The 13,135-nt window shown below is 45.0% G+C and carries 12 protein-coding genes; 1 reads left to right on the forward strand and 11 read right to left on the reverse strand.

From position 1 onward, the window contains the following. Nucleotides 1-288 precede the first annotated feature (288 nt). Genes CKV62_RS06775 through thiT form a run of 3 tightly spaced genes read right to left on the reverse strand, consistent with a single transcriptional unit; the run spans nucleotide 289 to nucleotide 3,152 of the window. Nucleotides 289-1,524, reverse strand: coding sequence for a molybdopterin molybdotransferase MoeA (locus tag CKV62_RS06775; RefSeq protein WP_095066280.1), 1,236 nt, complete (start codon nucleotides 1,522-1,524; stop codon nucleotides 289-291). After that, on the reverse strand, nucleotides 1,481-2,629 hold the full coding sequence (locus tag CKV62_RS06780) for a molybdopterin-guanine dinucleotide biosynthesis protein MobB (protein ID WP_095066281.1): 1,149 nt from the start codon (nucleotides 2,627-2,629) through the stop codon (nucleotides 1,481-1,483). The genes CKV62_RS06775 and CKV62_RS06780 overlap by 44 nt, the downstream gene beginning before the upstream one ends. Beyond that, the gene (gene thiT / locus CKV62_RS06785; RefSeq protein WP_095066282.1) at nucleotides 2,622-3,152 is read right to left on the reverse strand and encodes an energy-coupled thiamine transporter ThiT; all 531 of its coding nucleotides are present in this window, start codon (nucleotides 3,150-3,152) and stop codon (nucleotides 2,622-2,624) included. The genes CKV62_RS06780 and thiT overlap by 8 nt, the downstream gene beginning before the upstream one ends. Nucleotides 3,153-3,331: 179 nt before the next feature. Here thiT and CKV62_RS06790 point away from each other — a divergent pair, with 179 nt between their 5' ends. Then, nucleotides 3,332-4,318 (forward strand): GMP reductase, encoded by a 987-nt coding sequence (locus CKV62_RS06790; RefSeq protein ID WP_095066283.1) that lies wholly within the window; start codon nucleotides 3,332-3,334, stop codon nucleotides 4,316-4,318. A 190-nt stretch (nucleotides 4,319-4,508) separates the two neighbouring features. On the opposite strand, the gene CKV62_RS06795 is transcribed toward CKV62_RS06790, so the two are convergent. The 8 genes from CKV62_RS06795 to CKV62_RS06830 all read right to left on the reverse strand — a co-directional run bounded on the left by CKV62_RS06795 (nucleotide 4,509) and on the right by CKV62_RS06830 (nucleotide 12,849). Further along, on the reverse strand, nucleotides 4,509-5,693 hold the full coding sequence (locus CKV62_RS06795) for an MFS transporter (protein ID WP_095066284.1): 1,185 nt from the start codon (nucleotides 5,691-5,693) through the stop codon (nucleotides 4,509-4,511). A gap of 174 nt (nucleotides 5,694-5,867) precedes the next feature. Then, on the reverse strand, nucleotides 5,868-7,046 hold the full coding sequence (locus CKV62_RS06800) for a M20 metallopeptidase family protein (RefSeq protein WP_095066285.1): 1,179 nt from the start codon (nucleotides 7,044-7,046) through the stop codon (nucleotides 5,868-5,870). Between the two features lie 105 nt (nucleotides 7,047-7,151). Beyond that, on the reverse strand, nucleotides 7,152-7,334 hold the full coding sequence (locus CKV62_RS06805) for a hypothetical protein (RefSeq protein WP_095066286.1): 183 nt from the start codon (nucleotides 7,332-7,334) through the stop codon (nucleotides 7,152-7,154). Between the two features lie 82 nt (nucleotides 7,335-7,416). Next, a complete protein-coding gene (locus tag CKV62_RS06810) occupies nucleotides 7,417-8,601 on the reverse strand; it encodes an aspartate aminotransferase family protein (RefSeq protein ID WP_095066287.1) in 1,185 nt (394 codons plus the stop codon). 104 nt (nucleotides 8,602-8,705) lie between these two features. Next, complete coding sequence (argB, locus tag CKV62_RS06815; protein WP_095066288.1) at nucleotides 8,706-9,566, reverse strand: acetylglutamate kinase; 861 nt, start codon at nucleotides 9,564-9,566, stop codon at nucleotides 8,706-8,708. 10 nt (nucleotides 9,567-9,576) lie between these two features. Then, entirely contained in the window at nucleotides 9,577-10,527 is a 951-nt protein-coding gene (gene argC, locus CKV62_RS06820) for an N-acetyl-gamma-glutamyl-phosphate reductase (protein WP_095066289.1), read from the reverse strand. 117 nt (nucleotides 10,528-10,644) lie between these two features. After that, on the reverse strand, nucleotides 10,645-11,655 hold the full coding sequence (argF, locus tag CKV62_RS06825; protein ID WP_095066290.1) for an ornithine carbamoyltransferase: 1,011 nt from the start codon (nucleotides 11,653-11,655) through the stop codon (nucleotides 10,645-10,647). 9 nt (nucleotides 11,656-11,664) lie between these two features. Further along, entirely contained in the window at nucleotides 11,665-12,849 is a 1,185-nt protein-coding gene (locus CKV62_RS06830; protein ID WP_095066291.1) for a M20 metallopeptidase family protein, read from the reverse strand. Nucleotides 12,850-13,135 lie beyond the last annotated feature (286 nt).

Consider the following 13,135-nt stretch of genomic DNA (forward strand, 5'->3'; position numbering starts at 1 on the left):
CTATATGATAATAAAAAGTAGATTAAATAGTTTTGTCAAAATCCCATTGATGGAACTAAAGGAATATCCTTTTGTTGATTTTATTATAAATTAATTGAGATTTAATTTCAGTACCTATGGCAACAGAATTGAAATTATTTTGTAAAAACGTAAAGACGAGGACTCCATAGAGACCTCGTCTTTTTATATTATACTTATCTATAAGTATTATAGTTCTTTAACTAGTATATATCGCTAACTCTAAAAAATCTAAAAACCTTAGAGTTCGAATCTAGAAATTAATACGATTTAAACCGCAGGCAGCAGGCCTAATAGGTAGACATCAAAGGTATCACCAGGGTGCACTTCGTGTATACCTCGCGGAATACATGCCAACGCATTAACAGTATATAGCCCTAACATGCTGCTACTATTAAAGTGACGGTTGGCCACAAATCGTGGAGCCCCACCGCCGAATATCACTTTTCCCTGTACATAGCGATCAAAGGCATTACGTTTAAAGATTTCCGTATCCATTACGCAAGCCACCACCGGAGTCGTCCAGTTAGTCAACCCTTTATAACGCCTCAATGTGGGCGCTACGATTAGATGCCATCCATTAAAAGCAGCACCTGGATTGCCAGATAAGCCAAAAATGATCTGTCCCTTCGGTGTAACGGCACCATAGGATGCCGCACCCGGGCGCATCTGAATACGGGCATAGATAGATTTAGCCCCTAACTTTTCATAAATTAGAGGCATCGTATCGAAAAGGCCTACCGATACACCGCCGGAACTGATGATAACATCAGCAGCTTCACTAAGTTTCAACACATGATTGATTTCAGAGTCCAGTTCCTCCGGAGCATCACTGACGTGATAGTGGGTTATCTTGTGAAAGCCTAAGTCCTCCAGTAACCCGCATATCATAGCTCGATTAGAGTTGTAAATTTTACCGGGTGTTAAACTTTCACCGGGCTCAATAACCTCATGACCGGAGGTAAGCACCAGCACACGAGGCATTGCATTAACAGATATTTCGGTAATACCCAGCCCCGTCAAAATGGTCTGTACCGTAGATGTTATCTCCGTCCCCTGCGGAATCACAATAGTACCGGCAACACACTCCTCACCTTGCGGGATGATGTGATCACCACAATGATATCCGCCTTGAATCGTAATCGTTGTGTGCGGTTCACCTATGCCGACTACCTGCTCCTGCATGATAACCGTATCACATGTATGAGGTATTGCTGCCCCCGTCATAATACGTACCGCATGACCGGACTCGACAGGATTCTCCCACACGACACCGGCCCCGATAATACCGTCAACGATATATTCTTTACGTCCTGCTTCATAGGCAACGGCATATCCGTCCATAGCAGATTTTGAAAAGGCCGGTACGTCTGTGGGGGCTATAATATCTTGAGCCAATACATAGCCCTTTGCAGCCTGAACATCAATCGTTTCTACTTTATAAACTTGCGTTTGTAAGGCCTCATCCCATAATTGGAGAGCCTCCTCGACAGTAACGACGGCCATCTAAACTCCTCATCATTTCCTGTATGTGACGTACCAGTTCAGGTACGTCTCGATCTAACTTGCCAATTTCTATCGTCCCCACTCGGTCCATGGAATCCGAGATAAGCGTTTCCGTATGTCCCTCCCGGGTAACCTCTATAATAGGGGCAATCCCTTGAAACCGTGATTCTAGTATAACTATATCCACAGGCATAAACTGTGATATTTCATACAGGTTCAATTGTTCTTTTGTGCGTATGCGAATCGCTGTTTCAGCGGGTCCTGCGATAGCAACTGCATCAGCCCCGGCTTTATACGCAAGGTCTGTATCTGTTCCTTCATGATCCATCTGAAAGCCGTGCTTATCACTTTTAACAACACCAACGGATAACCCCATCTGTTGTAACTCAGATACAAGACGCGTCACAACGGTAGTCTTACCTGTTTTACGTTTTGATGCGACCACACTAATTAAAGGTACGCGACGAAATTCATTTTCGGCTAAAGCTCGAGCCCATTGATAATCTTCAAATCGGTTTACATTTCGCAATGCATGATTCTGATCCTGTGCATCAACTAATTCCACGGCTCCGATTATATCGACAGCATGATGTAAAGAGACATCATCTCCGGCGATAACGGACTGCAATAAAGGTGCAATAGACGGTCTGTATATGCCCGCCATAGGCTCACGTTGACCGCTACAGCCGATCGGAACAATGGCATTCCAATTATCTTCGTCGAGGTCATACAGCCATTCATAATATAAAGATACATCCATAAACGGCATGTCTACAGCCATCACCGCATAGGCAGGGCTCGCCCCGACGGACAAGGCACTATAAAGACCGCCCAACGGACCGCAGCGCCCCACAGAATCCCGAACAATAGAAACTTTTTCTTTTTCATTGTTCGATAACGTGTCGATGATATGAGTTTGAATGGCAAGTCCTAATCGATCATCATCACCGACGGAAATTATGATATCTTTCACATCCGCATCTAACCCTTTGCGCAAAGCATGTGAAATGAGACTTTCACCATTAACCCACGGTAACAAAGCCTTAGGTCGCCCCATCCTCGTACTCAAACCGCCGGCTAAAATAATTAAACCTAACTCACTCACGACGTTTTAACCCTCGTTTTACCCCTTGGTATATAAACAATAAAACAACGATATTGATGATACCGTCCGGCACCATATAGGATGCATTGTATACCATGGAATACATCCATGGATTCTGCCCTTGTGGCGCATAGCTGGCAAATACGACAGCACCGCTCGTAACCGATGCCACCCAGCGCAATGCGATAGCCGCGACGGAACCGCTGATGAGACCTGTAAAAGAATCCTTAAAATAACCGCATACACCGATGGCACCGTAAGCAACCACATAATCCAAAATAATACTCAAATAATGCACAGATGACTTGAATCCCAAAATAAAATGCAAAATACCGTACACGACGCCGGCAAAGATACCTCGCGCCCCGCCCCAGCGATACGCAAAAATCATGAGCGGTACCAAGGACGCAGCCTTTATGGAGCCCCCTTGAGGCATGTGGAAAATCGTAATAAATGATAAGACTTGCGCAATGGCGATAGCTACACCGGCTTCGGCAAGCATACGCGTTTTAGACTGACCCATCTGTATCGACCTCCTATGTAAAGTGAACTTATTAACAGCATTAAATACAGTCTATCTGTATTGTACTACAGAATTCAAGCTACACCAATCAAATATTCGGAATGTATTGAAAATTTTCCGCCTCTCTTGTATAATGGTACAGGTTCATTATGTAGTAACTCGAAGGAGATATAGAAACTATGATCAATACAACGAACATCTTTGATTATGAAGACGTGCAACTGATTCCTAATAAATGTATTGTCAACAGTCGTAGCGAGTGTGACACACATGTTAAATTGGGTAATCGCACCTTCAAATTACCTGTAGTTCCTGCTAACATGCAGACTATCATCGACGAAGCGTTGGCTGAAAAATTAGCACGTGAAGGTTATTTCTATATCATGCATCGTTTCCACCCTGAACGTCGTATGGACTTTGTAAAACGCATGCACGACCTAAAACTATATTCTTCCATCTCTATCGGTGTAAAAAAGGAAGAGTTCGCCTTAGTTGACGCGTTCAAACAAGCAAATTTGACACCCGATTACATCACAATCGATATTGCACACGGTCATTCCAATGCAGTTATTGATATGATTCAATACATTAAAAAGAACTTGCCGAATACATTTGTTATCGCCGGTAATGTAGGAACCCCGGAAGCGGTACGCGAACTTGAAAACGCTGGTGCTGATGCGACAAAGGTAGGCATCGGTCCCGGTAAGGTCTGCATTACTAAACTAAAAACCGGCTTCGGTACCGGCGGCTGGCAGCTGGCAGCGGTGCGCTGGTGTGCGAAAGCGGCCACAAAACCTATAATCGCTGACGGCGGTATCCGCGACCACGGCGACATTGCAAAATCCATCCGCTTCGGTGCCACCATGGTTATGATCGGCTCCCTCTTTGCAGGTCACGAAGAATCCCCCGGTGAAGAAAAAATTGTTGACGGTCAAGCCGTAAAAGAATACTTCGGCTCCGCCTCCGAGTTTCAAAAAGGGGAACGCAAAAACGTGGAAGGCAAAAAAATCTTCATTCCTTCTAAAGGATCCATTTTCGATACATTAACTGAAATGGAACAGGATTTACAATCCGCAATCTCCTATGCCGGCGGCACAACCTTACAGGCGATTCGAAAAGTAGATTATGTACTTGTTAAGAACTCCATCTTTAACGGCGATCGCTAATTAAATAAAAGATAAAAAAAAGAAAACCATAAGTCCTCGACACTAGCTTTATCGAAGCTCGTCCGGGACTTATGGTTTTTATTTTGTATTACCTAATGTTTATGGTATCTAATACTTATTTGTTCTTAATCGTATTAAATTAGTTGATAATATTAAATCACGTATGCCTTAATGCTATTAAGCCGATAAACTACATTTCGGTCTCTTCCGCTTTGTTCATCAAAATATATGCGTACTTTCCGATAGCCGCACTCACCACAAGTAAGCAGGTAAGCACGATGAAAGCCACAGTAAGGCTCGTTCCATGAGCGATAAACCCGATTAATGCAGGGCCCATCAAAATCCCCATATAACCGAGCATGGTCGATGTCGCCACCGCCTGCGTCATAGGAATAAGATTCTGTTCCCCCATTGCGGAGAACAAATTTGGTACAATCATCGCTAAGGAGATACCTAAGAGTAAATAGGTATACATGGATGCATGCCCCGGCAATACGACGATGAGCCCCATTGCAACAGCACCTAACAAGTACCCGCCTACCACAACCTGTTTAGAGGATAAATGCTTACCAAGAGTGTTGCCGAGCAACCGGCCGATACACATGGTGCCATTAAAGAACATAACCCCCATTACGGCTTCCTGGATAAGAATTCCTTTATCTTCATGAAGATATAACGCACTCCAGTCCCCTACTGCGCCTTCCACCAAATACGACACGAAACATAAAAGGCCGAAAATAATCGCAATAGGATGAAACGATAAAGGACTTTTAAATTTCTTTACCGTTTTTGCATTTGGATCGGTTCCAAATGACAACATAAAACGACTGATAACAACAATAGCGATGAACAATATGATGAGTAGTCCCCAGATACTTTTATCAACAGGCAAAGATAACATTTTTAAAAGCACAAGGAGCACGCCGGCCCCGGCAAAACCGCCGAGACTCCATCCGCCGTGATAAGCGCCCATCAAATGTTTTTTGCTCACCTTTTCCGTGAGAATCGCCTGCAAATTAGCGGACGAACTGCTGAGCCCTACGCCGATACCGAAGAAAAATAACGCCACCGTCGTTTCAAAAATGGTGGAACACATAATCACGACGGCAAGTGACAACATACCGATAAAGCTGCCGGTAAGCACCGTCTTCTTGCAACCCAAAGTTTCTACCATTTTACCCGCTACGGCCATAGACACACAAGAACCTACACCGAGCAACAAAATCATAGAACCCAATACATCCTCACCGATGCCGAGCTTCGCCTTTAAGTAAGGCACAAAACCGGCCCATAAGGCTGTATACATACCGGAGATAAAAAACGCCCCGAAAGCACCGCGGATATTTGCTCTTGAAATAGAAACTTGATCGTTCATTGCATCCTTTCTGGCTTCTAGAACCGTCCGGCAAAGGAAGGTCCTTTTTATCCGCAAGACACGAAAACATACGCCATGCAGGAAACCATTTTAACTACAATATGATTAATATTGGAATATAATAAACATCTTTACGGAAAATGTAAAGAGGTTTATTTTTTACTATCAACCAAACTATTTATTCCGCTGTAACCACGCAATCGCATATTCCGCATACACTGCGGATGCCGCGGACAGTACGGAGTCATCCATATTGAATCGATTGTTATGATGATCGTAAACGGCGTCTACATCAGGATTTTGAATGCCAATAAATGCAAAGCATCCCGGCTTTTCCTGTAAATACCACGCAAAGTCTTCTCCGGGCATAACTTTACGCATTTTCGACAGTTTATCCGCACCGAGCGTATCGATAACCACCTGTTCAGCAAGGGCGCTACAGCTTTCATCATTAATCGTCGGGGGAACGCGTTTTTCATAAGTTAACGTCGCCAACGCACCATAAGCAAGGGCCGTATGTTCCACGATTTGACGCATCCGGTGGACGATATACTCCTCCTGACGGGGATCAAAGAAGCGAACGGTTCCGCCCATTGTAGCCTCGCCGGGAATCACATTCCATTCCGAACCGGAATGAATATTTCCGATTGTGACCACTACGGAATCAAGGGCGCTTACATTACGGGATACGACCGTTTGCAGATTCAGAACGATAGCACTGGCCACAACCACCGCATCAACGGCCTGGTGCGGCTGAGCTCCATGACCTTGTTTTCCCTTTACATTAATAGAAAACAGGCTGCTCGCCGCCATGCGTTCCCCCGCTTCAACAGATACGAGACCGGCTGGCAAATCAATCCATACATGACCGCCGAAAATGGCGTCAATTTTTTCAAACCAGTCACCGAATTTAATAAATTCCGGTGCGCCACCGCCGGTCTCTTCAGCCGGTTGGAATACGAGGTATACATCCCCCTCCAAACGATCCTTCATCTGCATCAGCATTTTGGCCGCCCCCAAGAGAATCGCCATATGCCCGTCATGACCGCACGCATGCATCTTGCCGTCTACTTCGGATTTATATTCGGATGTATTATGCTCCTGCACAGGTAGCGCATCAATATCGGCACGCAAACCTATCGCCTTGCCCGGTTTAGCCCCGCGAATGATACCGATGAGCCCCGTCTTGCGCACGTCATCAACATGCACCTCAACACCCATAGACTCCAATTCTTTAGCCAAGGCCTTCGTCGTTTCAAATTCTTCATTACTTAGTTCCGGATGCTTGTGAAAGTACCGTCTCCATTCCTGTACATAGGTTTTATATTGTTCAATCAAATCACGGCTATGCATATTCTATCTCTTTCTATATTAATTCCCTATTTTCCCTTTTTATCAGGAATAAAAGGCATAACGTAAAAGAAAACGGCAGGCATAAACCTGTCGTTTTCTAATTTCTTATCGGTTGCGCAATACCGCCTGTACCGCAAAGGATACAACAGCTGTGGCCGCTGCTACAGCAGCTGTAATTTTTAATGTAGTACAAACTTCGTCTTTGGTCGGTTTTGCTTTGCTTGCAATATCCAATGTTTTGGCTACTGCAGGCACTAGTACATCATTGCGTAAGGATTCTGTATTCATGATAGTCCTCCATTCATTATATTTCTTTTAGAGTATCACGAATATTGTATAAAGTCTACAATGTTTATTTTCTCTACACGGTTTATTCACTTAGACTTTCAATAACATCAGCCACAACCGCAACCGCCTTTTCCAGCTGCTCTTGAGGAATATTAAGAGCCGGCAATAGACGGACCTTATTTTTCGCTGAAAGTACGACAACCCCTCGCTCTAAACATTTCAGGATTACATCCTTCACATCGACGGTCGTTTCGATACCGAGCATCAAGCCCATACCGCTGACATCGACAATTCCCGGTTTTCCCGCCAATGCGGATTTTACATAATCTCCTTTAGCTTTCACGGTTTTGAGAAATTCCGGCGTCAATCGACTGATAATGGTATTCCCGGCCGCCGCACAGATAGGATTGCCGCCGAACGTAGTGGCATGAGCGCCGGCAGTGAGTACATATTGCGTTTTTTCATTAAACAAGGTAGCCCCCATCGGCAGACCGCCGGCAAGTCCCTTAGCGGTAGACACGATATCCGGCTCAATGCCAAACTGCTCATACGCATACAAGGTGCCTGTCCGTCCGTTCCCCGTTTGCACCTCGTCGATTAGAACCAGTTGATCGTGCTCATGGGCATATTTTGTAACGGCTTGCACAAATTCCGCATCAAGCGGCATAACCCCGCCCTCCCCTTGAATCGGTTCCATCATGATGGCGCATACATTCGGGTTTGATAATACCTCCAGCGCCGCCTCTATATCGTTGGCAGGTGTATGAACGAAACCTTCCGTAAAAGGAAAGAAATGCTGATGAAATACATCTTGTCCCGTAGCGGATAATGTCGTTACGGTACGACCGTGAAAGCTGTTGACGAGCGTGACGATTACATTTCGACCGTCTCCATATGTATCATGACTGTACTTACGAGCCGCCTTGATGGCGCATTCATTGGATTCCGCTCCGGAGTTGGAGAAAAACACCTTCTTCATACCCGTTTTTGCACATAACTGTTTAGCCAATTCGATTTGCGGTAATGTGTGATATAAATTCGATACATGATTAAGGGCATGAGCCTGCTTCGTCACCGCATCGGACCACTCTTCATCATCGACACCGAATGCGGTAACGCCGATACCGGATCCCAGATCAATATACTCCTTACCGTTGACGTCCCACAATAAAGAGCCTTTCCCTTTTTCAAAACATACATTGAAACGGCCATACGTATTGGCTATATATTCCTTATCCTGTTTTTCAAAATCTGTTGTATTATTCATCATATCCTCCAATCGTACGATCCTTATCGATACCTGTTATCCTATAAACCACTTATCGGATATACGCCTATATCACACAGAATAATAACCTTACCGAAAATATGTTAGCCGGCTACAAACATCGTGCCAAGGCCTTCATCCGTCAACAATTCAATCAAGATAGCATGCGGTATTTCTCCGTTGATAATAAATACTTTTTGAGCCCCCGCTTCAATGGCCTCTAAGCAACAGTCCACCTTCGGAATCATACCGCCGGCGATAATGCCGTCCGCTTTGAGCTGAGCCGCTTCCGACACGGTTATCTTTGAAATCAGCGATGACGGGTCATTTACATCACGCAAAACACCGTCAATATTGGTCATGGCAACCATCGTCTCCGCTTTAAGAGCCCCTGCAACTTTTGCGGCTACCGTATCTGCATTGATATTATAGGTCTTACCGTCCTTCCCCATCCCGATAGAAGATATGACAGGAATATATCCCTTGCTGATAACATCGTCGATAACTGTCGTGTCGATATAATCTATGGCCCCTACATAACCGAGTGTTTCATCCTGTTGGTGCACCTGAATCATGTTGCCGTCCACACCGCAAAGGCCGATGGCCTTGCCGCCGAGATCCACAAGATCCGCCACAAGGCTTTTATTCACCTTGCCCGCCAAGACCATTTGCACCACATCCATAGTCGGTTCATCGGTAACGCGTAAACCATTTGAAAAATGAGATTCTATGTTCATAGCATCTAATGTGCTGTTGATGGCAGGACCGCCTCCGTGGACGAGAACAACTTTCACCCCCACTAATTGAAGCAACAGCAAATCCTTCATAACGGATTTTTTCAACGCCTCATCGGTCATGGCATTGCCGCCGTACTTAACGACAACATATTGATCTGTATATTGTTTGATATATGGAACGGCCGCCGTCAAAATATGCGCCCGCATCGCATTTGTTACATTATTCATGATGTCCCCTCTAGCCTAATTCCAATCCGGTTTCCTCCGGTAAGCCTAACGCGATATTCATGCATTGAACGGCTGCACCCGACGCACCTTTACCTAAATTATCGAAAATCGCATGAACCATGATGCGGTCGTCATTACCCGTCACATGGATTTTCATGCTGTCCGTATTACTCATCTGATTGGCGTTGAGCATACCGCTATTGCTATTTTCATCAAATGGCGCCACGTTTACGATGACGCTGTCCTTGTAAAATTCTTCCAATGTATGTTGTACCGTAGCGATACTGATAGGGTTTTGACATAATCGACTGTGAATACCGACGGTAACCTCCATCCCCGAATAATAATCGTCAACGATAGGCATAAAAATCGGAGCCTCACTGAGACCGCACATATGCTGCACCTCCGGCAAATGCTTATGCTGTTGTCCCAGGCCATATTGACGTGGCGCATATAGAAAATAATCCTTCGGTTCGCTCTCATATTGACTGATCATTTTCTTACCGCCGCCGCTATATCCCGTTAGTGATGTAACGGTAAACGGATAATCAGTCGGTACAAGTCCTGACTTTACAAGCGGTGCGATACAGGCGATCATGCCGCTCGCATGACATCCGGGATTTGCGATATGCTTTTCTGTAGCAATCGCTGTTTTGTAGCTTTCACCAAGTTCAGGAAAACCGTAGGCCCAATCCGCATCCGTTCTGAAAGCCGTCGATGTATCGATAACCTTACACGACAGGTCACCGATGGCCGCCATAATTTCCTTGGATGCCGCATCCGGCAAACAAAGAAATACGATATCTGCATTCTTAGCCACCGCTTTGATAGCTTCAATATTTTTACGATCCTCATCGGCGGTAGCCAATAATTCAATATCTTTTCTGTCGGACAACCGTTCATGAATCCGGAGCCCCGTGGTCCCTTCATGACCGACGATAAATACCTTATACGATGCCATACTACACCTCAATTCTCACCTCTATACCGGTGATCAAACCTGCTCTTTCTTAACGGCACTCTCTGCCATACTGAACAAATGAACAAACTATACTCATAATCACTTAAAGCAAAGAAATTATTTCATTGGATAGTCGCCGAATGTGGCAACCATAACCGCCTTAATCGTGTGAAGGCGATTTTCCGCCTCTTGGAACGCAAGAGAGTTAGGACCTTCAAAGACTTCTTCCGTCACCTCGATACCGTTCATGCCGAATCGTTCAAAGATATCGTGACCGACCTGTGTTTCCGTATTGTGGAACGCCGGTAAGCAGTGACAGAACTTAACATTTAGATTTCCCGTCAGTTCCAGCATCTTTGCATTTACCTGATACGGTTTAAATGTATTGATACGTTCCTCCCACATATCGTAAGTGTCGCCCATCGTCACCCATACGCCGGTATAGATAACATCTAAGCCTTTAACGCCGCTTGTCACATCATCCGTAACGGTAATGGTGGCACCGGTCTCCTTCGCCACCTTGAGGCATTCTTCATAGAACGGTCCGGCCGGCCAGAATTTTTTAGGTCCGATCAGTCTGAAATCCATCCCCATTTTTACGGCGCCGCTCATCAGGGCATTGCACATATTGGATTGGCCATGTCCTACATAGGCAAAGGAAATTTCATTCAACGGTTTATCCATATTCTCCTGTAAGGTCAAGAAATTTGCCAAGGTCTGTGTGGGATGATCCATATCGGTAAGACCGTTCCACACAGGCACACCGGAATAATCCGCCAATGTATCTACATCATCTTGCGCAAATCCTCTGAATTCGATGGCATCATACATGGATCCCAATACACGAGCCGTATCCTTTAAGGACTCCTTTTTATTCATCTGAGATCCGCTTGGTCCGAGGTACGTCGTATACGCCCCCTGATCTGCAGCCCCGACTTCAAAGGCACAACGAGTCCGTGTAGAATCCTTTTCAAAGATAAGAACGAAATTTTTACCGTTTAATGTCTTTACCTCCGTCCCCGCTTTTTTATCCGCCTTAAGTTGCGCCGCAAGTTTTAGAAAGTACTTGATTTCATCCGGTGTATACTGAAGCATTGTTTTAAATGATTGATTCTGTAAACTTTTCATAATAACCTCTTATTTCTCCTGTAATAACTCCGCCGCTATGCCGGCCATCATCGTAATTCCCGGTTCCAGTATGCTTTCATCGATGGTGAAAGCTGCATTATGTAGGGCCGGATTACCTTCAAATCCCGTTCCCAACCAGAGGAAGGCCCCTTTGATTTTATTGAGATATGCGGAAAAATCTTCCGCCGCCATCGACGGAAATTCCGGATGCACCACAGAATCCTTGCCGAGATAAGTTTCAACGATATGTGTGGCATAGTCAATAGCATCCGCATCATTGATTGTCGCCCCATGTCCACGACGATATTCCAATGTGCTGGCTGTGCCGAACATCATGTCGAGGGCTTTGAGACTTTCACCGAGGCGACGTTCAATGTAGTCGCGTTTCGCTGGGTCATAGGTTCTGCAGGTTCCCTCCAGATATGCATCTCCGGATCCCACATTATATCGATCACCGGAGTTAAAGACACCGATTGTACATACGAGATTGTCCATCGGATTGGTTTCACGAGCCACCATGGACTCTACATTGACAATCCAGTTCGCCGCGGCCACAATGGCATCAATACCGTTGTGCGGCTCGGCGCCGTGAGTCGCCTTCCCCTTGATATGGACGAGGAATCGATCCGACGCGGCCATGAGATTACCTTTCTTAAGCCCCACCGTCCCCACCGGCAGCTGAGGCCATACATGAAGCCCGTAAATCTCGTCCACATCATCCAAAACACCGGAGTCCACAATACCTTGTGCCCCTTTAATAAGTGCTTCCTCCTCCGCGGGCTGGAATACGAGTTTCACTGTTCCGTGCAGTTGATCCTTGACGGATTGCAGAATGGCTGCCGCTCCTAAAAGAATAGCCATGTGGCTGTCATGGCCGCATGCATGCATAACACCGGAATTCTCAGATGCAAAAGGCAACCCCGTTACCTCCGTGATAGGCAATGCATCCATATCCGCCCGAAGTCCCACTACAGGACCATCAAAGGCCCCCTTAATCTCGCCGATGACTGCATATTTATATACATCCGCTTTAAAAGGGATGCCTAAATCCGTCAATACGCTCTGAATAAATTCAGATGTTTTCTTTTCTTCACCGGATAGTTCCGGATGACGATGAATATGTCGGCGCCATGCCACAACTTGTTCTTTATATTGAGAAGCATATTGTTTAATTAAATCTTGTAGTGTATGCATGACGATTTCTCCTTTTCCGTAAAATATACAGAACCTATTAGTTTATACATAATTTTTGTATTTTTATAATCTATGTACGTATTATAATCCCATATTTTTCATTGCGCAAGTATTTATACACCAATAATGTATTTTTATTTGTAATTATACATATCGCATTTTGTAATACCCATATAATCGACTCGAACAAAATATGTCGAAACACATGAAACAATACTATTACAATGAAGCGCCCTTTCTATACTGTCAATGTAATAGAGTCATAACATAAACAGCACACAAAAAG

The organism is Veillonella rodentium (assembly GCF_900187285.1).
Classification (GTDB): Bacteria; Bacillota; Negativicutes; order Veillonellales; family Veillonellaceae; genus Veillonella; species Veillonella rodentium.